Origin of the sequence: Brevundimonas sp. DC300-4, from assembly GCF_049897365.1 — a bacterium.
Classification (GTDB): Bacteria; Pseudomonadota; Alphaproteobacteria; order Caulobacterales; family Caulobacteraceae; genus Brevundimonas.
Genome location: NZ_JAFCWC010000002.1, coordinates 354,274 through 376,622, shown reverse-complemented (window position 1 = coordinate 376,622; position 22,349 = coordinate 354,274). Strand labels below are relative to the sequence as shown.

General features: G+C 67.2%; 23 protein-coding genes. 12 read left to right on the top strand and 11 right to left on the bottom strand.

The window, feature by feature from the left end; all coding sequences use genetic code 11:
• Positions 1-10: 10 nt before the first annotated feature.
• The 3 genes from ACP7AZ_RS05330 to rpoH all read left to right on the top strand — a co-directional run bounded on the left by ACP7AZ_RS05330 (position 11) and on the right by rpoH (position 2,393).
• A complete protein-coding gene (locus tag ACP7AZ_RS05330) occupies positions 11-967 on the top strand; it encodes an RluA family pseudouridine synthase (RefSeq protein WP_426036914.1) in 957 nt (318 codons plus the stop codon).
• Between the two features lie 9 nt (positions 968-976).
• Positions 977-1,282, top strand: coding sequence for a GNAT family N-acetyltransferase (locus ACP7AZ_RS05325; protein ID WP_426036775.1), 306 nt, complete (start codon positions 977-979; stop codon positions 1,280-1,282).
• Positions 1,283-1,505: 223 nt separating this feature from the next.
• Positions 1,506-2,393 carry an RNA polymerase sigma factor RpoH gene (rpoH, locus tag ACP7AZ_RS05320; RefSeq protein ID WP_303695256.1) on the top strand — a complete coding sequence of 296 codons (888 nt, stop codon included), beginning with the start codon at positions 1,506-1,508 and terminating at the stop codon, positions 2,391-2,393.
• Positions 2,394-2,467: 74 nt separating this feature from the next.
• Here the strand turns inward: rpoH and ACP7AZ_RS05315 are convergent, their stop codons facing one another.
• The 5 genes from ACP7AZ_RS05315 to ACP7AZ_RS05295 form a co-directional block, all read right to left on the bottom strand.
• A complete protein-coding gene (locus ACP7AZ_RS05315) occupies positions 2,468-3,277 on the bottom strand; it encodes a response regulator (RefSeq protein ID WP_426036772.1) in 810 nt (269 codons plus the stop codon).
• A gap of 94 nt (positions 3,278-3,371) precedes the next feature.
• Complete coding sequence (locus ACP7AZ_RS05310) at positions 3,372-4,667, bottom strand: adenylosuccinate synthase (RefSeq protein ID WP_426036770.1); 1,296 nt, start codon at positions 4,665-4,667, stop codon at positions 3,372-3,374.
• Between the two features lie 80 nt (positions 4,668-4,747).
• On the bottom strand, positions 4,748-5,905 hold the full coding sequence (locus ACP7AZ_RS05305) for a phosphoserine transaminase (RefSeq protein WP_426036768.1): 1,158 nt from the start codon (positions 5,903-5,905) through the stop codon (positions 4,748-4,750).
• Positions 5,905-6,828: a J domain-containing protein gene (locus ACP7AZ_RS05300; RefSeq protein WP_426036766.1), complete on the bottom strand. Its 924-nt coding sequence runs from the start codon at positions 6,826-6,828 to the stop codon at positions 5,905-5,907. The genes ACP7AZ_RS05305 and ACP7AZ_RS05300 overlap by 1 nt, the downstream gene beginning before the upstream one ends.
• A gap of 100 nt (positions 6,829-6,928) precedes the next feature.
• Positions 6,929-8,407: a phage tail protein gene (locus ACP7AZ_RS05295; protein ID WP_426036764.1), complete on the bottom strand. Its 1,479-nt coding sequence runs from the start codon at positions 8,405-8,407 to the stop codon at positions 6,929-6,931.
• Between ACP7AZ_RS05295 and ACP7AZ_RS05290 the strand changes: the two genes are divergently transcribed.
• From ACP7AZ_RS05290 to ACP7AZ_RS05280, 3 genes are read left to right on the top strand one after another with little or no spacing between them, the layout of a single operon-like run.
• The gene (locus tag ACP7AZ_RS05290) at positions 8,372-8,779 is read left to right on the top strand and encodes a phage major tail protein, TP901-1 family (protein ID WP_426036762.1); all 408 of its coding nucleotides are present in this window, start codon (positions 8,372-8,374) and stop codon (positions 8,777-8,779) included. The two genes, ACP7AZ_RS05295 and ACP7AZ_RS05290, sit on opposite strands and share 36 nt — an antisense overlap.
• A complete protein-coding gene (locus tag ACP7AZ_RS05285) occupies positions 8,776-9,075 on the top strand; it encodes a GTA-gp10 family protein (protein ID WP_426036760.1) in 300 nt (99 codons plus the stop codon). The genes ACP7AZ_RS05290 and ACP7AZ_RS05285 overlap by 4 nt, the downstream gene beginning before the upstream one ends.
• A gap of 19 nt (positions 9,076-9,094) precedes the next feature.
• Positions 9,095-9,379, top strand: a complete 285-nt coding sequence (locus ACP7AZ_RS05280) for a hypothetical protein (RefSeq protein ID WP_426036759.1) — start codon at positions 9,095-9,097, stop codon at positions 9,377-9,379.
• Here ACP7AZ_RS05280 and ACP7AZ_RS05275 read toward each other — a convergent pair.
• The 5 genes from ACP7AZ_RS05275 to ACP7AZ_RS05255 form a co-directional block, all read right to left on the bottom strand.
• Positions 9,336-9,788: an HK97 family phage prohead protease gene (locus tag ACP7AZ_RS05275; RefSeq protein WP_426036912.1), complete on the bottom strand. Its 453-nt coding sequence runs from the start codon at positions 9,786-9,788 to the stop codon at positions 9,336-9,338. The genes ACP7AZ_RS05280 and ACP7AZ_RS05275 overlap by 44 nt on opposite strands.
• A 5-nt stretch (positions 9,789-9,793) precedes the next feature.
• The gene (locus ACP7AZ_RS05270) at positions 9,794-10,021 is read right to left on the bottom strand and encodes a hypothetical protein (protein WP_426036757.1); all 228 of its coding nucleotides are present in this window, start codon (positions 10,019-10,021) and stop codon (positions 9,794-9,796) included.
• Positions 10,021-11,169, bottom strand: coding sequence for a phage portal protein (locus ACP7AZ_RS05265; protein ID WP_426036755.1), 1,149 nt, complete (start codon positions 11,167-11,169; stop codon positions 10,021-10,023). Before ACP7AZ_RS05265 ends, ACP7AZ_RS05270 begins: the two co-directional genes overlap by 1 nt.
• A 204-nt stretch (positions 11,170-11,373) precedes the next feature.
• Positions 11,374-13,854 (bottom strand): PAS domain-containing protein, encoded by a 2,481-nt coding sequence (locus ACP7AZ_RS05260; protein ID WP_426036753.1) that lies wholly within the window; start codon positions 13,852-13,854, stop codon positions 11,374-11,376.
• Positions 13,855-13,906: 52 nt separating this feature from the next.
• Positions 13,907-14,452, bottom strand: a complete 546-nt coding sequence (locus ACP7AZ_RS05255; RefSeq protein WP_426036751.1) for a YcgN family cysteine cluster protein — start codon at positions 14,450-14,452, stop codon at positions 13,907-13,909.
• Here ACP7AZ_RS05255 and ACP7AZ_RS05250 point away from each other — a divergent pair.
• From ACP7AZ_RS05250 to ACP7AZ_RS05225, 6 genes are all read left to right on the top strand, one after another.
• Entirely contained in the window at positions 14,451-16,268 is a 1,818-nt protein-coding gene (locus ACP7AZ_RS05250; protein WP_426036749.1) for an ABC-F family ATP-binding cassette domain-containing protein, read from the top strand. The two genes, ACP7AZ_RS05255 and ACP7AZ_RS05250, sit on opposite strands and share 2 nt — an antisense overlap.
• 884 nt (positions 16,269-17,152) lie before the next feature.
• Positions 17,153-18,187, top strand: a complete 1,035-nt coding sequence (locus ACP7AZ_RS05245) for an ABC transporter substrate-binding protein (protein ID WP_426036747.1) — start codon at positions 17,153-17,155, stop codon at positions 18,185-18,187.
• Entirely contained in the window at positions 18,180-18,941 is a 762-nt protein-coding gene (locus ACP7AZ_RS05240; protein WP_426036745.1) for an ABC transporter ATP-binding protein, read from the top strand. The genes ACP7AZ_RS05245 and ACP7AZ_RS05240 overlap by 8 nt, the downstream gene beginning before the upstream one ends.
• Positions 18,938-19,702 (top strand): ABC transporter permease, encoded by a 765-nt coding sequence (locus ACP7AZ_RS05235; RefSeq protein ID WP_426036743.1) that lies wholly within the window; start codon positions 18,938-18,940, stop codon positions 19,700-19,702. The genes ACP7AZ_RS05240 and ACP7AZ_RS05235 overlap by 4 nt, the downstream gene beginning before the upstream one ends.
• Positions 19,703-19,784: 82 nt before the next feature.
• The gene (locus ACP7AZ_RS05230; RefSeq protein ID WP_426036741.1) at positions 19,785-20,675 is read left to right on the top strand and encodes a hypothetical protein; all 891 of its coding nucleotides are present in this window, start codon (positions 19,785-19,787) and stop codon (positions 20,673-20,675) included.
• Positions 20,672-21,784, top strand: a complete 1,113-nt coding sequence (locus ACP7AZ_RS05225) for a DUF2336 domain-containing protein (protein ID WP_426036739.1) — start codon at positions 20,672-20,674, stop codon at positions 21,782-21,784. The genes ACP7AZ_RS05230 and ACP7AZ_RS05225 overlap by 4 nt, the downstream gene beginning before the upstream one ends.
• A 58-nt stretch (positions 21,785-21,842) precedes the next feature.
• On the opposite strand, the gene ACP7AZ_RS05220 is transcribed toward ACP7AZ_RS05225, so the two are convergent.
• Positions 21,843-22,250 carry a MucR family transcriptional regulator gene (locus ACP7AZ_RS05220; protein ID WP_425988274.1) on the bottom strand — a complete coding sequence of 136 codons (408 nt, stop codon included), beginning with the start codon at positions 22,248-22,250 and terminating at the stop codon, positions 21,843-21,845.
• Positions 22,251-22,349: the final 99 nt, after the last annotated feature.

Genomic DNA, 22,349 nt, shown 5'->3' with positions numbered 1-22,349 from the left:
CGGCGAGACTCTGACTGTCGCAGTGACGGTCCCCGGCCAGCGCCTCGACAAGGCGCTGGCCGACGTCGTTACCCATCTGTCGCGCGCCCGGATCCAGGCCCTGATCGCAGACGGTGCGATCAGCCTGAACGGAGTGGTCCTGACTAACGGCTCGTCAAAGGCCTCAGCCGGGACCTATGCCATCGCTGTCCCTCCGGTCGCCTCGGCCACGCCCCTGCCCCAGGCGATTCCTCTGACCGTCCTCTATGAGGACGCCGACCTGATCGTCATCGACAAGCCTGCGGGCATGGCCGCCCATCCGGCTCCCGGCACACCGGACGGCACCCTGGTCAATGCCCTGCTGCATCACTGCGGCGACAGCCTGTCCGGCATCGGCGGCGTCGCTCGCCCCGGCATCGTTCATCGGCTGGACAAGGACACCTCCGGCGTGATGGTCGCCGCCAAGTCCGACCGCGCCCATGCGGGATTGTCCAAACTGTTCGCCGCCCACGACATCGAACGGACCTACATCGCCTTGACGCGCGGCGCCCCGTCGCCGGAGCACGGTCGGATCGAGACCCAGATCGGGCGCTCGTCCTCGGATCGGAAGAAGATGGCGGTGCTGAAGGCCGGCGGGCGAAACGCCGTCACCGACTATGTCGTTCAGGCTCGCTACGGCTTGCCGGCGAAGGCGGGGTCCGCACCTCAGGCCGGGCGTGTCGCCTGCACTCTGCATACCGGCCGGACCCACCAGATCCGGGTGCATCTGGCCTCGAAGGGTTCGCCGATTCTGGGAGACGCCGTCTACGGATCGGGCAGCCCCGCCGCCGCCGTGAAGGCCGCCATCATCGAAGCCGGCCTGATGCGCCAAGCCCTGCACGCTGCCGTCCTTGGCTTCGTCCATCCGGTAACAGGGGAGGCGTTGCGATTCGAGACGGCGCTCCCACCTGATATGCAGGCGCTCGGGACCCTGCTCGCCGCGCTCTAGAGGCCCGTCATGACCGACGCTCAAATCCGCGACAACGTCGAACAGCACCGCTATGAGCTGCCGGTCGGCGATCAGGTGGCGATGGTGACCTACAACCTGTCCGAACCCAATCTGATGATCACCGAAACACTAGTGCCCCAGGCGCTGGAGGGTCAGGGCATCGCCAGCCGCCTGGCCAAACACGTCATCGCCGACGCCACGGAGCGCGGCCTGCTGATCCTGCCGGTCTGCCCGTTTTTCTCGGCCTATTTCCAGAAACACCCGGAACTCGCCCAGGTTGTTCACCCCCGATATCGCGACATTCTGGGCATCTAAACGCCGTCGCGAAAGTAAGTCTTGATAGAAGACTCACTACCCGCTATACCCCTCGTCATGGACGCAAGTGGCGCCAGGGTCACGGTCACGCTGTGGTGTGACGATCCGCCTCTGACAAAGGAGGCAACCCATAGCTACTTGTCATGTTGAGGGGTGAGGAGACCGCGCACATTCGGTGGCCGTCTGCGCTGAGCCTGCTCTTATCTAGGTTCGGAGGGACCAAATGGCTGCACTGAAATCACTCGCGGTGATGTCGCCTGAACAGGGACTGTCGCGATATCTGACGGAAATCCGCAAGTTTCCGATGCTCACCAAGGACGAGGAGTTCATGCTCGCCAAGCGGTGGACCGAGCATCAGGACTCCGAGAGCGCGCACCGCCTCGTCACATCCCACCTGCGCCTCGTGGCCAAGATCGCCATGGGCTATCGCGGCTACGGCCTGCCAATCGGCGAGGTGATTTCCGAGGGCAACGTCGGCCTGATGCAGGCCGTCAAGAAATTCGATCCCGACAAGGGTTTCCGCCTAGCGACCTACGCCATGTGGTGGATTCGCGCCTCGATCCAGGAATACATCCTGCGTAGCTGGTCGCTCGTGAAGATGGGCACCACGGCGGCTCAGAAGAAGCTGTTCTTCAACCTGCGCAAGGCCAAGAGCCAGATCTCGGCCTTCGAGGAAGGCGACCTGCATCCGGAACACCTCTCCGCCATCGCCACCAAGCTGGGCGTGTCGGAGGAAGAGGTCACCAACATGAACCGCCGTCTCGGCGGCGACGCCTCGCTGAACGCACCCCTGCGCGTAGATGGCGAGAGCGAGTGGCAGGACTGGCTGTCGGACGACAACGCGGTGTCACAAGAGACGGCTCTGGCCGACTCTGAGGAGAAGTCGTTGCGAATGGGCCTGCTTCAGGAAGCCATGGGCGAGCTGACCGATCGCGAGAAGCACATCCTGACCGAGCGTCGCCTCAAGGACGATCCGGTCACCTTGGAAGAGCTGGCCGGCCAGTACGGCGTCTCCCGCGAGCGCGTGCGTCAGATCGAGGTCCGCGCCTTCGAGAAACTTCAGAAGGCCATGCGCGCGGCAGCCGAGGAACGGAACCTCGTCGACGCATAGCGCGCTTAACGCGGGCGCAAGAAAACAGGCGCACGAGAGCCTCGCGCGCCTGTTTTGCCATTCGATTTTGAGAGTTAGCCGGCTCGGGTTAATTCCGTGCCCGGGTCGGCCAGGGCGAGGATCGCTCCGATCGGTCCGGCCAGACCGGCCTTGGTCGGAGCGCCCGCGGCGAGACAGCCCTCAAGCCCGGCGGCGGCCACCGCCAGCCGCGTATCGGATGTCTTCATCGCCAATGCCTTGAGCGTCTCCGCCTGCTGTTTGACGGCGCGCACCGCTTGCATCGGATCGCTGTCGAACTGAGCCAGCGACGCCGCCAGAATACGCAGTGCCTGATCCTTGACCGCCAAGGCGGCTCCAGCGGCCGTCGTCGGCTTGTCGGCCTTGCGCTTCTGGGGCCCCGCATACTCCCCCGAATTGAACCGGCGCCGGTCCGGCCCGACGTAGCCGACCGCCTCGATCCAGTCGCGTGGCTTCAGCGCCACGTTCTCGACACGCCGGAACAGATCAGCAGAGGTGAAGGGCTTTCTGAGGAATTCGTGGATGCCGGAATCGCGGGCGCCCTTGATCGAGGACGCCGTCGCATCAGCGGTCATCATGATGATCGGCGCCCGACGGCAGCCCAGATTGGAGCGGCGAATACTTTTCGCCAGACGTTCGCCATCCAGCCTCGCGCCCGAGCGCTCGGTGAAGATCAGGCCCGGCTCCATCTCGCGCGCATGGTCCAGAACGCGGTGCTCGTCGGACTCCGTCACAACCTCGCGCGCGCCCAGACTCTTCATGATGTCCAGCAGCAGCCGCGCCGACGCCAGGTTCGGGTCGGCGATCAACACCCGTCGAACGACCGGCTCAATGCGGTTCAAGGTTTTGGCGTCGGCTGCGAACACTAGGCAACTCCGGGGAGGTCAGCATTGTGGCTAACTGCCGCCGGTTAAGACCGCGTTGAAAGCGAACGGATTTTCGACCCGTTCTTTCTCTCGCTCAGCCCTGGAAGGGGTCCCGCATCAGGATGGTGTCGTCCCTCTCCGGGCTGGTCGACAACAGGGCCACAGGCGCACCGATCAGTTCCTCGATTCGCCGCACATACTTAATGGCGTTGGCGTTGATGTCCTTGAAGCTGCGGGTTCCAGCCGTGCTCTCGCTCCAGCCCGGCAGTTCCTCGAACACCGGCTCGGCCGCCGCCTGGTCCTTCAGGCTGGACGGCAGATAGTCCAGCACTTCGCCGTTCACCCGGTAGCCGACGCAGATTTTGAGCGTTTCCAGCCCGTCCAGCACGTCCAGCTTGGTCAAGGCGATGCCATCGATGCCGTTGATCGCTACCGACTGGCGCACCAGCACAGCGTCGAACCAACCGCATCGCCGCGCCCGGCCGGTATTCACCCCGACCTCGCGCCCCACGGTGGCCAGATGTTCGCCCACCGCATCGTTCAGCTCGCAGGCGAACGGGCCCTCGCCGACGCGGGTGGTGTAGGCCTTGACTATCCCCAGGACATAGCCGACGCCGCGCGGCCCTATGCCCGACCCCGCCGCCGCCTGTCCGGCCACGGTGTTGGAGCTCGTGACATAGGGGTAGGTGCCGTGGTCGACGTCTAGAAATGCGCCCTGCGCGCCTTCGAACAGGATCCGCTTGCCGGCCTTCTGCGCCTGATCCAGCACCCGCCAGGCCGGCTTCACATAGGGCAGGATCTTCGGCGCGATCTCCAGAAGTTGAGCCAGAAGTGCCTGCGGATTGATCGGCTCCAGCCCCAGACCGGCGCGCAGCGGATCATGGTGCGACCTCAGGCGCTCGATCTTGACCTTCAGATCGTCTTCGTTGGCCAAGTCGCAGACCCGGATCGCGCGCCGCCCCACCTTGTCTTCGTATGCGGGGCCAATGCCGCGTCCCGTGGTGCCGATTTTTGCCCCGGGCGCGCTCGCCGCCGCCTCGCGCGCCACGTCCAGCGCCGGATGGATGGGCAGGATCAGACAGGCGTTGTCGGCGATCGTCAGGATTTCGGGATTTATGGTGACGCCCTGGGCCTCGATCTTCGCGATCTCCCCGACCAGATGCCAGGGATCGACGACCACGCCGTTGCCGATGATCGACGGCTTGCCCTGCACCACGCCGCTCGGGAGCAAGGCGAGCTTGTAGACCTTGCCGTCCACGACCAGCGTATGGCCGGCATTATGGCCGCCCTGGAACCGCACAATGATGTCGGCCCTGTTCGACAGCCAGTCGACGATCTTGCCCTTGCCCTCGTCGCCCCACTGGGCTCCGACCACCGCTACGTTCGCCAAGGTTTTCGTCTCCGCCTGATGCGGGCGCAGCCTATAGCGGGGGAATCGGGGAATGTCGTCCCGACCGGGACGAATTCGGCTCAGAGTTCGCGGACAGCCGTCTCGAACGCCCAGTCCAGCCACGGGGTGGCGGCGACGATGTCGTCGGCCTCAACCGTGCAGCCGCACCAGATGCGTAGGCCGGCTGGCGCATTGCGGTGGCTCTCGACATCGAACGCGGCCTGTTCGGCCTCCAGCAGCGTCTTCATCCGCTTGACGAAACCCTGCCGTCCCGCGTCGTCCAGCGCCCTGACGCGCGGATCGACGATCTTAAGGCACACCGAGGTCGTCGAGCGGATCGCGGCATCCTCAGCCAGGTAGTCGATCCAGTCGGTATGTTCGACCCAGTCGTTCAGCGCCGCCGCGTTCGCATCCGTCCGCCGGATCAGTTCCGCCAGGCCGCCTGCGCCCTTCGCCCACTCCAAAGCATCGATCCAGTCTTCCAGCGTCCACACCGAGAAGGTGTTCAGCATCGTGCCGGTGGCCAGGCTCCGGTCGAAGCCCTTGCCGTCACGCAAGCGCAGCACCTTGGGGACTGCACGCGGGGGCTCATAAGCGTCCAGGCGGGCCACGGCGCGGGGCGATAGCGCAGCCACCCCGATGCCCGCCTCGCCGCCCAGCGCCTTCTGGAAGGAGAAGGTCACAACATCCAGCTTTTCGAAATCCATCGGCATGGCGAAGGCCGCCGATGTCGCGTCGCAGACTACGATCCCTTGGCGGTCGTCGGAGATCCAGTCCACGCCCGGCGTCTTTACGCCCGAGGTCGTGCCGTTCCAGGGGAAGACCAGATCCTTCGTCGGATCGACCTTCGACACATCCGGGAACCGACCCCAAGGCGCCTCGAGGATCTCAAGCTGGTCGAGCTTCAGGTGATCCCTGGCATCGACAGCCCACTGCTTCCCGAAATTCTCGAAGGCCATCACCTGCACGGGCCGCTGGCCCAGCATGTTCCACATGGCGGCTTCGACCGCCCCGGTATCCGACCCCGGCAGATAGGCCAGCACCCAGTCCTGCGGGATTTCCAGAACCTCCTTGGTCAGTCGCAGGCCATAGGCGAACCGCTCAACCACCTCCGGCGAGCGGATGCCCCGCCCCAGCAGGTCGTGCGGCAAGGCCTGCGACGACCATCCCGGGCGTTTCGCGGTCGGCCCCGCCGCGAACCAGGGCCGCGCGGGTTTAATGTTCGGCTTGGACATCATCAGCTCTTGCCCGGCTTGTAGGGACGGTTGGCGCGCCAATCTTCGGCCACCCGGTGCAGAATCGGATCGATCACATCCGGCAGGGTTACGATCAGTCGCGCCTTCAGGTCGCCCCGCGCCCCGCCGGCGAAGGCGCCCCGGCCCTTGAGACGAAGCGTCTGTCCGGAGTTCGCCCCGGTCGGCACGGTCACCGAGACGGCCCCGTCCGGCGTCTGGCACTCGACCTTGCCGCCCAGGATCGCATCGGGGACCGAGATCGCCAGGTCCATGGTCAGATCCGCACCCTCGACCTTGAATACCGGATGCGGCGCGATCCGTAGCTCGATCAGGGCGTCGCCCGGCTCGGTCCTGCCAGGCGTTCCCTGGCCGCGCAGCCGGATCGTCTGCCCGTTGGTCGCCCCCTTGGGAATGGTGACGTCCAGCGTCCGGCCGTCCGAGAATTGGATCCGCCGCGTCGCCCCGCCGATGGAGTCCTCCAGGCTGATCTCCAGCGTCGCCCGAACGTCCTGCCCACGACCGAAGCCGGCGGCCCGCCCCCGACCGCCTCCGCCGAACCGGCCGAAGATGTCGTCCAGATCCAGATCCTCGAACGCCGCGCGACCGCCTGGCCCTCCGCCCGCGCCGAAGCCGCCGAAACCGCCGGTCCCCATACCCGCGCCGCCACCCGGCTGTCCGCCGCTGTAGCCTCGATACTGGGGCTGGCCGTCGGCGTCGATCTGGCCGGTGTCGTATTTCGATTTCGTGTCGGGATCGCTCAGAATGTCGAACGCGGCGGAGACGCGCTTGAACCGTTCCTCGGTCGCCTTGTCACCACGGTTCTTGTCCGGGTGCAATTCCTTGGCCAGTTTGCGGAACGCGGCTTTGATGTCGGCGGCGCTCGCCCCCCTGGACACACCCAGTTCCTTGTAGGGATCACCCGCCACGCCGTTCGCCGCTCCGTCACGCTTCGTCGAATCCGGCTCGCGCGTCGCGACCGACCTTCGTCTCGTCAGTTAAGGCATGCGGTGTGCGGCGCAATGCTTTTCAGACGATCAGCGGCGCCTGCGCCTCGACGCCCCACCCGAAACCGGGCCCGTATTGCGCCACCGCCACGACAGCATCCGGCCCGCCGCCGCCGGGGAAATCTTCGGCCATGTCCTCCACAGCATAGAGGAACGACGTCTCCTCCACCTCGAACGTCCGCCGCGGCATGCCGCCGTCAAGGATGCGCACCCGGAACCGGCGCGGATCGACTTCGGCTGGCTCCTGGTCCCATACGTCACCGATCCGGACCCTTGGAGCCCATGACAGTCGCCGTCCGCCGCCCTCCTCCACGACCCTCAGGACTGGACTCCACGGCCTCGCGTGCAGTCGCATCGGCGTGCAGATAGCATCGACGAACCCGAGCCCGCCCGGGGCCCGCCCGTTCGGCCCAACCCGCGCGAGCCGCGCAAGACCGCGTTCCCCCGTCGCCGTCTCGAACCGTCCCGCTCGGGGGTCCAGCAGCACCACGATCGCGCCTTCGGGCGACGCCGCCGCCATCTCTCCTTCCGTCCCTTGCTGCCCTCGCAGCAATCCGCTCAGTCGCCAGATACCGGCGCCCAACAGGGCCGCCTGCCGATAATGCACGATCTCCCACCCCGCCGCCGTCTCCACGGCAGCCAGATTCGCCCCGCCCAGCACCGCGCTCTCCGACAGACTGGCCGGGGCCGCACCCTCCAGCCGCACCACCACGGCGTTCGCTTCGTCCCAGCGATGCAGCACGCCGGGCGTCAGCGTCTGTGTCAGCCGCCCCACTGTCGCAGGCGCCCCGACCGTTCCTCTGGCGGTCAGGGTCTCCGCATTCTCCCCGACATGCACCGTCATCGGCCGCCATGGTTCGCAAGCCACTGCCGCGATCAGCCGATCGTCCGGCTCCGCGCCCGGCAGGGGCGGCAAGTCAAGGATCCGAACGAACGGGGCTCCCGCCGGCGCGATACCCGACCCTCGCCGCCACACAACCGGCTCGGTACCGACGCCCTCACCATCGCGTCTCGCCAAAATCGCCGTCGGCGTCTCGTCCAGCGTCACCCGCTCGGCCCGCCAAATACCCGTCTCACCCTCGACCGCAACCGTGTCTCCGGCCTCAATCCGCAGCGCCTCCAGCGGCCCCAGGGCGACCGTCAACCGATCTTCGCCCTCGCCCTTGAGCAGCCGTCGGGCCAAGGCCTTCGCCAGCCCCACGCCACAGACGGCCGGCAAGTCGGCATCCACACTGCCTCCGTCACCCTCGCCCCGCACCACCGTCGCGCCGGTCTGATAGTCCGCGCCCTCGTCGATGAAACGGATTCGCGCCATGGCCGGCAGGGCCTTCAGTGATCGTATCCGCACCGGTCCCGCGCGTCCGTCCGTCAATCCCAGATCAGCCGGCGCCAGTGTTCCGCCGGCTCCTTCGACCCCAATCAGCGACACCCGTCCGCCCCGCTCACAGGCTTGCATGTCGAACGCGTGCAACAGTGGCTCAAGCGCGTCGCGTGTGCGCATCGGCCGGTCGGTCACATATTCTCGACAGTGGCGGGACTGAGGGCGCGGACAATCTCGCTGAACGCAAGGACTGTGGATGCGACAGACGCGGACAGCGCCGGCCGCTGGCGAGAGCTGCTGGGCGGCGCCGGGGTCAAGTCCGCGGCGGTGTCGGGCCAGGGGATCTTGCGCGACGCGGCGTCCGACGCCCTGATCCGCGAGGCCTTCTTTGACCAGGGGCTGAAGGCATGGCGGCTGGTGGTGCCGGATTTCGGGACGCTTGAGGGGCCGTTCCTTGTTTCGGCGCTGGAATACGCGGGCGACCACGAAGGCGAGGCGACGTTCGCGATCAGCCTGGCCAGCGCCGGGGCGGTCGGGTTCTCGGCCGCATGATCGGGGTGAACAAGGTGCGTGGCGAGGCGGTCGCGGTGCTGGCGGGGGCTGAGCGGCGGCTGTGCCTGACATTGGGGGCGCTGGCCGAGATCGAGACAGCGCTGGACGTGTCGGGCATCGCCGGATTGGCGGAACGGATGAGGGGATTGTCGGCGCGGGATCTGATGGCGGTGCTCGCGGCCCTGTTGCGGGGCGGCGGCGAAGGCGGGCTGGCCGGCGATCTGGACCGGGCAGCGATCGACCCGGTGGAGGCGGCCGAGGCCGTCGCCCTCGCCTTCACGGCCGCGCGTGGTTGAGGCGACGCCCTGGTCGGCCATGCTGCGGACCTCCATGGCGAACGTCGGCGACGGCCAGCCGATGTCCGTAGCCTTCGATCGCCGTCCGATCAATCTCGCCGGCAAGGCCCCGCTCCAGGCTAACAACATGAATCTGTTTGAGATCACCGACGCCGCGACCGTGGCCGACATCGTCTCTGGCGCCCGTCGCTCGACCTCGATGCGCTGGACCTACCTGGCGGAGGCCGGCCCCACGACCGCGTGGTTCGCGCTCGGCGGCGTCACCCGCGCCCTGACCTGGATCGATTGTATGGGCCGACGCTAGCCACCTGAAACCGCGCGCCCGGCAGCATCGGGAACGTCACCAACGACACCTCCCAAAGCTCCACCCCCGACAGCACTCTCAACCGCCTGTGCCTGCGAGCCTTCGCCGCCCGGAACCCGATCGACAGCCCGTCCAGCGCTCCCGCCCGGCTCAAGGCCTGGGCATAGCGCGCCTCCGCCGACCAGTCGGCGATCCGGCCCCGAACAAACAGGCCCCGATCGTCCTCGACGATCTCGTCCCAGACCCCGATCACGGCCCGGCTCTCGTGCTGGTGCAGCATCCGCACCCCGCCTGCCCCGGTCCGCGTCAGGCTGTCGGCGAAGGCGCCCTTCGCCACCACATCCCCGGTCGGATCCGCCACGCCCCACAGGGACGCGTAGCCCTGGATCGCCAATCCCGCCTGGACCAGTACACTCACCGCATCTCCTCCAGCCGCGTCTCGATGCGCGCGACAGCAGCCCGCGTGCCGACGCCTTGTTCCTCCAGCCGGGCCAGCCGTTCGGCGACCAGCCGTTGCTCCCCGACCCGCTCCTCCAGGGTCGCGATCCGCGCGGCCGCCCCACCGGCCCAGACCAGACCGCCGACAGTCTGGATCGCCAGCGCGACGCCCAGCGCCGCCGCCGTCTTCTTCAAATCATCCATCACGCGCCCACCCCTGCCATCCGGCGGCGCTCTTCGTCCGTAAGGAAGCTCGCCGCCGACAGCCGGGCCCACAGCGCGTCCCGTTCGGGCTGCAAGGCCGGCACGGCATCCAGGTCCGTCTCGACCCGGATCCCTTCAAACCGCCCGCTCAACCAACCGGTCAGCGCACCCGCCGTCTTCCGCGCCAGCGGGATCACCGTCCCTCTCCAGAACGCGGCATTGGCCTCGCGATAGTTGGCGTAGGTGGCGTCGCCGGGAATGCCGAGCAGCTGCGGCGGCACCCCGAAGGCCAGGGCGATCTCCCGCGCCGCCGCGTGCTTGCCAGCGATGAAATCCATGTCCGCCGGGCTCATCGACATTGGCTTCCAGTCCAGCCCGCCCTCCAGCACCAGCGGCCGCCCTGCGTTCGCGGCCCCCGCATGCGCCTCGCCCAGCTCCGCTTTGAGCGCCTGGAACTGCATTTCAGTCAGCCGCTCTCCGTCTTTCGACGAGAAGACCAGCGCCCCGCTCGGCCGTGCTGCATTGTCCAGCAGCGCCTTGTTCCAGGCGCCTGAACTGTTGTGCACGTCGATCGCGAACGCCGCCGCTTCCAGCGGCGAGAATCCGTAGTGATCGTCCGTCGGATGAAATAGCTTCAACTGCATCACCGGCATCCAGCCGTCCGCCTCCCGCCCGATCCTCACCGATCGTCCGCCGACCGCATATTCATAGGCATCGGGCCACCCCGCCCGCCCCGGCACGATCCGCACCCGGTCCGGCCTCAGGCTCCACAGTTCGCCGGGCGTCTCGTCGCCCACAGCCTCGACGTAAGCGTTGCCCGCCGTCTGGAGGGCGCCATAGACGCCCTCCAGCCATTCCGGCCCCGACTGTTCCGGGTTGGGCTTGGCCATCAGCCGCGCCACCGGATGCGCGTCGTTGCGCACGCCGTCGACGAACACGACCAGCGGCGCCGAGGCCGCCGCCTCCGCGATCATCCGGACGCAGCGGTAGGCTACGGCGTTCTTGCCGAACCCTTCCGCCGCCAGGCTGGCATAGTCGCGCGGCGTCCACCGCGGCCGCCCTGCGCCGGTCACCGCGATCAGAGGGCCGACGCGACTGTCCTTGATTTCGGGCGCGGCTCGGCCGACCCGCCATGGAAATTTCGGCATGGCTTCTCCCGTGGCCGGGAGCCCCGGCGTGAATTGTGGTGTGCGGCGGTCAAGCGTCCGTCAGAGCCCGGGGCTTCCCCCGACGGCTCTATCAGCGGCCGAAGCCAGTGCGTCGGGGGGCCGGGGTCTCACCCCGTTTCGTCCCCATTTCCGGCCATGCCCAAACTATAGGGGACCAGCGTCACAAGGCGCGTAAAACGGCTCTTAAAAGTTCCGGCCGTTGAAATCGCGGGCGGATTCGGCCGATCCGTTGATGGCTATCGCCGAACCTTCGACAATCACGCCACTCCGGCGTCGCTCTTGTCGACAAAGGGTCAAAGCGCCGGCGATGGCCCCGATCAGGTCGCCCATGTGGATCGGTTTTCCGACATGGCCGTCCATCCCGGCCCGCGCACAGGCCTCGATCTGCTCGGGCTGCACGTTGGCGGTCAGGGCAAGGATCGGTACGCTGGCCCTCGCTCCGTTCAGCGCGCGGATCGCCCGCGCCGCGTCCATCCCGTCCATCACAGGCATGTGCACATCCATCAGGATCAGATCGTAGTCTTCCCTGGATGCCGCCGCGACCGCCTCGGCGCCGTCGCACACCGCGTCCAGTTCGACACCCCACCCCGACAGGATGATCCGCATCAACTCGCGGTTGGCCGGTGCATCGTCAGCCAGCAGGATCCGCGTTCCGGGCTCCAGCACGATCACCTCGCTGACTGCCGCGTCCGCCGGGCGCTCGGCCTCAACCAGCGGGATCTCGAACCAGAAGGTCGAGCCCTCGCCCGGCCGACTGTCGACCCCGATCACCCCACCCATTAACTCGATCAACCTGCGCGAGATCGCCAGCCCCAATCCTGTCCCCCCATAGACCCGCGTCGTCGACGCATCGGCCTGGGTGAATCGTTCGAACAGGGCGGCGATCTTCTCAGACGCAATGCCGATACCGCTGTCGCTCACCGCGACCCTCAACTGCCCGCCACAGCGGCGCACATCCAACCGGATTTCACCCGAAACCGTGAACTTCACGGCATTGGACAGGAAGTTCAGGGTCACCTGCCGCAACCGGCCTTCGTCCCCGATGATCGCGACGGGCAGATCATCGGCGATCTCGACGATCAGACCCACGCCCTTGGCCCGGCATTGGGTCTCCACGATCGCCGCCGCGCCCCGTGCCGTTGTCGCCGGATCGAACGCAGTCGCGTCCAGGCCGACGGCCTCGGCTTCCAGCTTGGAGTAGTCCAGAATGTCGTTGATGACGCTTAGCAGCGCCTCACTGGCCGTCGCGATTCGCTCGGCATAGCGCCGTTCCGTCTCCGGTAACTCCGCACTCTCCTTCAGGAGGCCCGAGAAGCCGATGACGCTGGTAAGCGGCGTCCTCAGCTCGTGAGACATATTGGCCAGGAATTCGGACTTCACCCGCACCGCCGCCTCGGCCACGTCGCGCGCAGCGATCAGTTCTTCCTCCAGCCGCTTTGTCTCGGTGATATCCCGGACCACGTCATGGAAGCCGATCACCAGGCCTTCGGCGTCCCGGATCACACTGGTCCGGGCCTCGAACCAGCGCACCGACCCATTTCTGTGTACCCCACGATAGCGCACGCCTCGCGACGACTGCCCGACCGGCAGCCTCACCAGGGCGCGGAAACTCTCTGTGAGCGCTGGCACGTCTTCGGGCAGGATCATGTCGGTGACCGGACGGCCGATCACCTCGGCCGGCGTCTTCCCGCTGGAGGCCTCAACAGAGGGCGAGACATAGGTGACGATCCCGTCCACCCCATAGGAGATGATGATGTCCGTGGCCCCGTCGGCCAACATTCGGTAGCGGGCCTCGCTCACGACGATCCGGGCATGCGCCGTTTCGACCTCGGTGACGTCCTGGAACACGCCATAGACCGCGACCGACCGGCCATCAGCGTCCCGCTCGACCATGCCACGCGAAATGACGATCCGCTCATCGCCATCGGCCCGGACAATTCTCAGCTTGAACTCATAGTCCTCGCCGGTGTCGATACATCGCGTCACGGACGCCCTGACGACCTCGCGATCCTCGGGATGATAGAAACTCACCGCGTCTTGATAGCTCGGATCGAAGGTTTCAGGCGACGCGCCGTGGATCCGGTAGACTTCCTCGGACCACGACACAGTTCGGGTCGCCAGATCCAGGCGCCAGTTGCCGACGCCCGACATCTGCTCGGCCATTCGCAGCACGCCCAGTTGTTCATCGATCAACCGGGTCGCGGCGGTCTGGTCGAGGATGTCGCCGGCCATCCCCGCCATCAGTTTGAGCGTGTCCAGCATCCGGCCGCTGGGACGCGGACGCGGCTTCGTGTCCAGTACCGAAAAGGCGCCGACCATCCTGCCGTCCGCCGTGGATATCGCTGCGCCCGCATAAAACCGGATCCCGTCCGGCCCGGTCACCATCGGATGGGTGTTGAAAGGAGCCAGCGCCGTGGCGTCCTCGACCACAAGCAAGCCGTCCTGGCCCATGGTCGTGACGACGTGCGACACGCTCTGCTCGCGCGGCATCGACGCCATTGAGATCGGCACATTGCATCGGAAGAACGTCCGGTCGCCGTCCAGCACGGACAGCATGATGATCGGCGCGTCGAAGATCGAGCAGGCGAGCGTCACCAATCGGTCGAACGCCGCCTGATCTCCTCCCTGAGTCCTCTCTTTCACCAACGCGCTCGAGGCGGTCATGTGCGGATCTCCGTCCTGCCGCGGAGATTGCCGTTGAGGTCCAAAGTTTTGGTTAGCGACCTCGGGGGTTGGCCGGCGCCACGCCCCGCTCCTCGATCCAGTCCGACGCATCGTGGTCGATGGCGTCCTCGGGCTCGGCCAGTTCCTCCTCGGAGATCGTCTGCCCCCGGATCGACACGCCGGCCGTATGCACGGTCTCCGGATCGCCCGACACCAGAGGATGCCAGTCCGCCAGACCGCGGCCCTCATGGATTCGCCGGTATCCGCATGACATCGGCATCCACGCCAGCGCCTGGATATTCCACGGCGTCAGCTTGATGCAGTCCGGCACATGCTCCTTGCGGTTCGCATAGTCGGTGCAGCTGCACAGCTGGCTGTCGAACAGCTTGCAGTGGACCCGTGTCGGGAAGACCTCGCCCGTATCCTCATCCTCGAAACGGATCAGGCAGCACAGTCCGCACCCGTCGCACAGGCTCTCCCACTCCTCGCGGGTCATCTGATCCAGGCGCTTCCTCTGCCAGAAGGGCTTGGGTTCGGGGGTCGTACGCTCTACATCCACGCGCTCCCCATACGCCTCTCCGCGTCCGAAAGCATCCATGGCCCCCCGCTCGTCTCCGAGACCTCCTCTCGTCGCACTGAAAGACGTCCGTCTTCAGGATGGCCCGCGTCCCCTGTTCGACGGTGTCGACCTGGCTATCGAGCCGCGCACCCGCTCCTGCCTCGTCGGCCGCAACGGCGCCGGCAAGTCCACCCTGATGAAGGTCGTCATGGGTCTGATCGAGCCCGACAGCGGAACCCGCTCGATCCAGGGCTCGGTCAAGTTCGCCTATGTGCCGCAGGAGCCGCTGATCGCCGGCGACACCCTGCTGGACTACGCCACCTCGAACGGCGCCGAGCACTGGACGGCGGAGGCCTGGCTCGAGACCTTCGGCATGGACCCGCACAAGTCCACCAGGGGCCTGTCCGGCGGCGAGATCCGCCGCGCCGCCCTCGCCAAGGCCTTCGCCGAAGAGCCCGACCTGCTGCTGCTCGACGAGCCCACCAACCACATGGACATCCTGGCGATCGAGCTCCTCGAGACGGAGATCATCAACGCCAAATGCGCCGCCCTGATCGTCTCCCACGATCGCGCCTTCCTGAACCGGGTCACGCAGTCCTGCCACTGGCTGGAAGGCCGCCGGGTCCGAACCCTGAACAAGGGGTTTGATGCCTTTGACGAATGGGCCGCCAAGACCATGGAAGAAGAGGCCATCGCCTTCCAGAAGCTGACCAAGACCATCGAGCGCGAGACTGTAACATTCTACAGTTCGATCACCGCCCGCCGGAGCCGCAACGAAGGCCGTGCCCGCTCACTCGACGCCCTGCGCGCTGAACGGGCGGAACAGGCGAAGGATCGGCCGCGCGAGATGCTGCTCGGCGTCGATTCCGGCTCCACGTCGGGCAAGCTGGTCGCCGACCTGAAGGGCGTCACCAAATCCTTCGGCGACCGCGTCGTCATCAAGCCCTTCACCAGCCGCATCATCCGCGGCGATCGCCTCGCCATCGTCGGCCCCAACGGTGCCGGCAAGACCACCCTGGTCAAGATCATGCTCGGCGAGCTGGAGCCCACAGAGGGCACGGTCAAACTCGGCGCCAGCCTGGAGACCGTCTATCTCGACCAGTCGCGCGACGGCCTGAAGTCCGACATGACCCTGTGGGACGCCCTGACGCCGGGCGGCGGCGACTCGATCATCGTTCGCGGCTTCTCGAAGCACGTCGCCGCCTACGCCAAGGACTTCCTCTTCACCGACGCCCAGTTGCGCCAGCCGATCTCGACCCTGTCGGGCGGCGAGCGGAACCGACTGCTGCTGGCCATCGCCCTGGCCAAACCCGCCAACATGCTGGTCCTTGATGAACCGACCAACGACCTCGACATGGACACGCTCGACAAGCTGGAAGAGCTGCTGGAGCAGTACGACGGCACCCTGATCCTGGTCAGCCACGACCGCGATTTCGTCGATCGCCTCGCCACCTCAACCATCGGCATGAATGGCCGGGGCGACATCGTCGAAACCCCGGGCGGCTGGACCGACTTCATCCGCCAGAACCCCGGCTTCCTGAAACCCCGGACCGCCGCTCAGGCCGGGTCGAAACCCGCGCCGGTCGTCGCTGCGCCCCCGCCGCCTCCCGCCGCCAAGGGCAAGCTGTCCTTCAAGGACCAGCACCGGCTCAAGGAGCTGGACGCCCTGATCCACGCCCTGCCTGTGGACATCGCCGGCCACCAGAAGCGCCTCGATGACGTCAACTTCTATTCCCGCGACCCGTCCGGCTTCGCCTCCACCATGAAGGCCCTGGAGGCTACCCAGCAGAAGCTTCACGCCGCCGAAGAGGAATGGCTGGAACTGGAAGCCAAGCGGGAAGCGCTGGCAGGATAGACCTGATCGTTTGAGGCGGAAGCGCTTCGCGCTTCTGTCGAAAGCGTGACTCAGGCTCTCGCTCATATCTGATGACGGTCCTGCCCTGGGCAAACGGATTCTGTGGACAATCCAGAACGCTGATCTGCCAACAGAAATCTCGTCCGTCCACAGAGGTTAACGCGGTTATGCACCGGCCCCGGGGCGATCCTGCACAGACCGCGCGAATCGACCCCTTGCTGGATCCCGCGTTTGGAGCGAGCTTGATCAGGCCGAGGGCCACGGCGGCGCGGAAACCTAGGGAGACCGGGGTTTCAAGCGGGTCGGTCCGGCTCTCTGACCAAGGGTTCCAAGCCACTTCGGTGGACGCGGAAAGCCCGGGCAGGGTCCAGGCTCCCAGCCTTTAGCGCTTCGGTGCGGGGGGACGGAGAACCAGACCGGGATCGATGGACGACGCGAGGGCCAAAAGCCCGGACGAGACGCCACCGGACAGGAGTCGCCAGGATACAGCCGACCGTCGCCGGGTTCGCCCGCCGGCGCTGACGCCAGGGTCCATAACCTCAATGGCCAAGTCCCAACCCGGACTTGGTGGGGGGACGTAAGCACCGGTTCGTCCGGACTTGCGTCCCCTCGCTCAATTCTGGGTCCTGGCGGCATTCGCGGGAAGTCTACGACCGGGCCTGACGCAGGCGTGTGCCAAATGTCAGCTCCTGGTCTTTGACATTAAAGCTTCAAACCCGACTCTACGGACGATCCAGACTCCAGTTTTCAGAGTTGCCCCCGACCGCTTCGGAAGCTTCGGAAGCTTCGGACGGTATTTTTTTGGGCTTGGCCGTCCGGTCTGCCGCGTAAGCCGTCAATAGGTCACGCTTCCCTTGCAACCCCTCCGGCCCTAGTTTGCGGCGATGCAACGTCGCGCGACTCATTCCGTCGTCAGCCGCCGCCTCGTCCTTGCCGGCGGCGTCGCCGTCACGGTCACAGGCCTGGCGTCCTGCGGCAGCTCCGAGGCGCCTGTCGACGATGAGGGCCGCGTCCGTATCCGCTTCGCCACCGACTGGCGCGCCCAGGCCGAGCACGGCGGCTTCTATCAGGCCCTCGCCTCGGGCGCCTACGAACGGCGCGGCCTGAACGTCCAGATCATCCAGGGCGGCCCCGGCGTGAATGTGCCCCAGTTGCTGGCCTCCGGCGCCGTCGAACTGGGCATGGGCTCCAACAGCTTCATTCCCCTGAATCTCGTGGCGGAAGGCGCGCCGGTGAAGGCGGTCGCCGCCTTCTTCCAGAAGGACCCCCAGGTCCTGATCGCCCACCCCGACCCTGACCTGACCGGCATCGCCGACCTGGTCGGCCGCCCCTTCCTCCTGGCCGACGCCTCGATCACCGCCTTCTGGATCTGGCTGAAGGCCAAATACGGCTTCACTGACGACCAGGTCCGCAAATACAACTTCAATCCCGCCCCCTTCCTCGCCGACGAACGGGCCGTGCAGCAGGGCTATCTGACGAGCGAGCCCTACACGATCGAGAAGGAGGCGGGCTTCGAACCGCGCGTGTTCCTCCTCGCCGATGAGGGCTACCCCTCCTACGCCACAATGGTGATGTCGCCGGACGGGTTCGCCCGCGACAATGCGGCCGCCTTGCGCAGCTTCATCGCCGCCTCGGCCGAGGGTTGGCGCGACTACATCCGGGGCGACCCGGCCGCCGCGAACGCCCTGATCAGGAAGGCCAACCCCGAGATGACCCAGGACATCCTGGACCAGGCCCGCACCAAGCTCAGCGAGAACGGCATCGTCGATTCGGGCGATGCGGCCCTCTATGGCCTCGGGGCCATGACCGCCGACCGATGGCGGGCCTTCTTCGACGTGACCTCACAGGCGAACGTCTATCCCGCCGACCTGCGCTGGCGCGACGCCTTCACCGACGAATTCCTCCCTGGCCGTGGCTGACGGGGACGGGGCGGCGGTCGCCGGCCTTTCAAACGTCAGGGTGGACTATCCCGGCCGCGCCTCGCTTGGTCCGCTGGACCTGACTGTCGGTCCGCGCGAGATCGTCGCCATCGTCGGTGCGTCCGGCGCCGGCAAGTCGACCGCGCTCCGCCTGCTCGCCGGACTCGAACACCCCGCCGCCGGGACGGTCGTTCGCCCCGCCGAACCCCTCCGCACAGGTTTCGTCTTCCAGAACCCGACCCTGATGCCCTGGGCCGACGCGCGCGCCAACGTCGCCCTGCCGCTGGAGCTGTCCGGCGTGCCTGCCGTCGAGGCCCGCCGCCGAGCGGACGACAGTCTCGCCGCCACCGGCCTCGGCGACCGCACCACAGCCCGTCCGCGCCAGCTGTCCGGCGGTATGGCCATGCGGGTCTCGCTCGCTCGCGCCCTGTCGGTCGAACCCGACCTTCTGCTGCTCGACGAACCTTTCGCCGCGCTCGACTCCATCACCCGGCGAGGCCTGATCGAGGACCTGCACCGCCTCTGGGCCGCCCGCCCCATGGCCATGGTCTTCGTCACCCACGACGTGGAGGAGGCCGCCTACCTGGCCGGACGCGTGGTCGTCCTGTCCCGGGCCGACGGCCGAGCCGTCGCCGATATCGCCATGCCCGGCGCGCTGCCCCGCCCCGAAGGCTGGCGAAGCGACCCCGCTCATCGCGCGGCGGTCGAGGCGGTCGCCGAGGCACTGGCGCGCTCGATGGAACTGGCGTCGTGAAACGCCACCTCATAGACGCCCTGCCCGCCCTCCTCCTGACCGCCGTCCTGCTGGCGATCTGGGAGGCATCGTGCCGCCTGCTGCATGTGCCGGTCTATTTCCTGCCGCCACCCAGCGACGTCGCCCGCGCCCTGGTCGAAAACGGCGCGATCCTTGCCGGCTCGGCCTTGCAAACCTTCTGGATGGCGCTGAAGGCCCTGATCGTGGCGGCCCTGATCGGCGGTGGTCTGGCGATCAGCGTCTCCCTCAGCCGCCCGGCAGAACGCGCCGTGGCTCCGCTGGCGGTTACGCTCCAGGTCACGCCGGTCGTCGCCATCGCGCCTCTGGTGCTGATCTGGTTCGGGCTCGACCATGCCGACCGGGCTGTCACGGCGCTCGCCGCCGCCATTGCCTTCTTCCCTATCTTCTCCGGCGTCCTGACCGGGTTGAAGTCCGCCGACCCGGATCTGGAGCGGCTGTTCGACCTCCATGCCGCCTCCCCGCTCCAGCGCCTGTGGCGACTGCGTCTCCCCTCCGCCCTGCCCTTCGCCCTGGAGGGCCTGCGGGTCGCGGCGGGTCAGGCAGTGGTCGGCGCCGTGGTGGCCGAGTTCGTCTCTGGTTCCGGCGCGGCACAGGGTCTTGCCTGGCGTCTGCTCGAGGCCGGGAATCGTCTGCGCACGGCCGAACTTCTCGCCGCCCTCGTCTGCCTCGCTCTTCTCGGCCTCTCGCTCAACGGCGCGACCCGGCTGATCGAGCGCCGCCTGCTACGCGACCGGGCCTGAAGTCTTTACGCATGTTAGCGCGGGGTTAAGCCCGGGCTGCCTAGGGTTTCCGCGATGTTCGCCTCGAACGGGAGCCCCGCCTTTGCAGCACCGCACCGCCCGAATTCTGACGCTGCTCCTGGCGACGGCGGGCGCGTGCCTCGCCGCCTCGGGCACCGAGGCCCAGTCCAATACCGACCCCGCTCCCGCGCCGGGCCGCTACCTGACCTGGGCCAACCGCCCGGCCAATACGACTCCCGCCAATGTCGTTGCCGAGCAGATTCGCGCCCGCAACGCCATGATCCCACGCCGCGTCGCGCCGTCACAGGCCCCTTACCGGCCCATGATGCAGCCAACGTCGACGCCGCTGCCGGCGTCGCGCGGCCTGACCCCCGCCAGCGCCTGGCTGGGCCCCCGCGTCGCGCCCGCCTTCGCCCCGGGCTCACCTGACCCGATCAGCTACGCCACGACCGAGATAGCCTCCGCCCCGATCTATTCGCCACCCCCGCCCGCCCCCGTCGAGCACGCCGCGCGCGCTCCGGTCGAACGCGTCGCCGACGATCTCATGGTGCCCCGCCGCGACGCCCCGGTCTTCAACCTCCCGCGCCAAGGCTCGGCCGCGCAGGCCCCGATGCCGCAAGAGGCGCCGTCACCCGTCGCCGACACCAGCGACCCCATGGCCCCGCGCCGCGATGCTCGCATCTTCCAGATGCAACAGGGCCAGCCCCAGGGTCAGGAACAGGCCTCGCTTCCTGCGCCGACCCAGGCCGCGCCCTCCGGCCAATCCTCGGTCCAGTCCGGCCAGTCGGGCGCCCGATACTATTCGGTGCACCGCGACGCGGGCCATCGCCCCGATCCCACGGTCCTGCCCGAACCCGTCTATTTCGACAGCGTCACCCTGGACCTCGCCGAACCGCCCGAGAACGAGCCCCTGATGCGGGACCCCCAAGGCCGCCGCCGAGCGGTTCCCAATGCCGATCCGAGCCTGCCATGACCGACGCCGCCTTCGCCCCGGTCGAGACCGGATCGCGCCTGCCCGATCTGATCGTCCTGGCCCAGGAAACCTCCAGCGAGAAACGGCGCGCCCTGCTGCGTGAGCTGACCGAGCATTTCTTCGGCGCCGGAAAGCGCAGCGCAGGCGAGGACGCCCTTTACGACTCGGTCCTGACGGACCTGACCGCCGAGATGGATACCGCCGTCCGCGCCGAGCTCTCGGCCCGATTCGCCCTGTCGCCCGACGCACCGCGCGGCCTGATCCGGCGGCTGGCGAACGACGAGGTCGCGGTGGCCGAAGCCGTCCTGCGCGCCTCCACCGTACTCACCGACGACGATCTGCTGGGTGTCGTCCGCTCGAGGGGCCAAGCCCATCTGCGCGCCGTGTCGGAACGCGCCACCGTGTCCGAGGCCGTGTCCGACGTGATCGTGGAACGCGGCGACGACGAGACCCTGGGCACGCTTCTGCGCAACGACGGGGCCCGCTTGTCGCGCGCTGCGACCGAGACCGCTGTCGAGCGCGCCAAGGTCAATCCTGACCTTCATGAAGCGGCTGTCCAGCGCAAGGGCCTGCCCGCTGACCTCCTGAACGACATGTATTTCGTCGTCGAGGGCCGGCTGCGTCAGCAGATCCTCGAACAGAACGCCGCAATGGATCCGGTCCTGCTGGAAAGCGCGCTCGCCGCCGGACGCGCCCGCGTGGCCACCGGGGACGGCGCCCTTCCCGCCGACTACTCTGAATGCCTCGCCTATGTGGAAGAGCTGAAGGCGGCCAACCAGCTGAACCCGACCATGCTGGCCCGCTTCCTGCGTTCCGGCAGCCGGACTTCCTTCCTGATCGCCCTGGCCCAGCTTGCCGATGTGGACTTCCACACCGCCAGCCAGATCGTGGAGAAGAAGGAACTCGACGCCCTGGCGGTCATCTGCAAGGCCGCCGACCTCGATCGCTCCCTGTTCCTGACCTTCGCCGTGGTCATCATGGGCGGTGAGGACAATGCGATGGGCAAGGCCCACAGTTACGCCAAACTCTATGCCGAGCTGCAGCGCGACGCCGCTCTCCGTACCCTCCGCTTCTGGCGAATGCGCCGAGGCACGGCTGCTGCGGCCTGAAACAGAAACGCCCGCCTCCTTGCGGGAGCGGGCGTCCTGATCTTCGAACCTTTAAAGACTACTTCTTGGCGGCGCGGGGAGCGGCGCGGGCGGGTTTACGGCCACCCTGGCCGAGGCCCATCTGCTTGGCCAGGTCCGAACGAGCTTTGGCGTAGTTCGGGGCGACCATCGGGTAGTCCTTGGCCAGGCCCCATTTGGCGCGATATTCTTCCGGGCTCATGTCGTATTTCGTGCGCAGGTGCCGCTTCAGCGACTTGAACTTGCGGCCGTCTTCCAGGCAGATCAGGAAATCAGGGCTGATCGACTTGCGGATTGGCACCGCCGGTTCCTTGACCTCGGGCTCGACCTCGACGACGCCGGTCGAAACCTGGGACAGGGCAGCGTGGATGTTGGAGATCAGCGACGGCAGATCGTTCGCCGACACGCTGTTGTTGCCGACATAGGCCGACACGATGTCAGCAGTCATTTCGAGCAGTTCGGACCGTTCGTCCAGTCTTGCAGCGTCCACGAGCGTTTCCTTGCCTAATCTTGCCGGACAGTGGCGATTGTGGCTTTGGGAAATACG

Bases quoted from the DNA above. Each gene is read 5' to 3' on its own strand.
- ACP7AZ_RS05285 (WP_426036760.1), top strand. From the start codon at position 8,776: ATGATCGGGGTGAACAAGGTGCGTGGCGAGGCGGTCGCGGTGCTGGCG.
- ACP7AZ_RS05270 (WP_426036757.1), bottom strand. From the start codon at position 10,021: ATGGATGATTTGAAGAAGACGGCGGCGGCGCTGGGCGTCGCGCTGGCG.
- ACP7AZ_RS05325 (WP_426036775.1), top strand. From the start codon at position 977: ATGACCGACGCTCAAATCCGCGACAACGTCGAACAGCACCGCTATGAG.
- ACP7AZ_RS05305 (WP_426036768.1), bottom strand. From the start codon at position 5,905: ATGATGTCCAAGCCGAACATTAAACCCGCGCGGCCCTGGTTCGCGGCG.
- ACP7AZ_RS05260 (WP_426036753.1), bottom strand. From the start codon at position 13,854: ATGACCGCCTCGAGCGCGTTGGTGAAAGAGAGGACTCAGGGAGGAGAT.
- ACP7AZ_RS05220 (WP_425988274.1), bottom strand. From the start codon at position 22,250: ATGACTGCTGACATCGTGTCGGCCTATGTCGGCAACAACAGCGTGTCG.
- ACP7AZ_RS05225 (WP_426036739.1), top strand. From the start codon at position 20,672: ATGACCGACGCCGCCTTCGCCCCGGTCGAGACCGGATCGCGCCTGCCC.
- ACP7AZ_RS05245 (WP_426036747.1), top strand. From the start codon at position 17,153: ATGCAACGTCGCGCGACTCATTCCGTCGTCAGCCGCCGCCTCGTCCTT.
- ACP7AZ_RS05265 (WP_426036755.1), bottom strand. From the start codon at position 11,169: ATGCCGAAATTTCCATGGCGGGTCGGCCGAGCCGCGCCCGAAATCAAG.
- rpoH (WP_303695256.1), top strand. From the start codon at position 1,506: ATGGCTGCACTGAAATCACTCGCGGTGATGTCGCCTGAACAGGGACTG.
- ACP7AZ_RS05250 (WP_426036749.1), top strand. From the start codon at position 14,451: ATGGCCCCCCGCTCGTCTCCGAGACCTCCTCTCGTCGCACTGAAAGAC.
- ACP7AZ_RS05280 (WP_426036759.1), top strand. From the start codon at position 9,095: ATGCTGCGGACCTCCATGGCGAACGTCGGCGACGGCCAGCCGATGTCC.
- ACP7AZ_RS05255 (WP_426036751.1), bottom strand. From the start codon at position 14,452: ATGGATGCTTTCGGACGCGGAGAGGCGTATGGGGAGCGCGTGGATGTA.
- ACP7AZ_RS05295 (WP_426036764.1), bottom strand. From the start codon at position 8,407: ATGCGCACACGCGACGCGCTTGAGCCACTGTTGCACGCGTTCGACATG.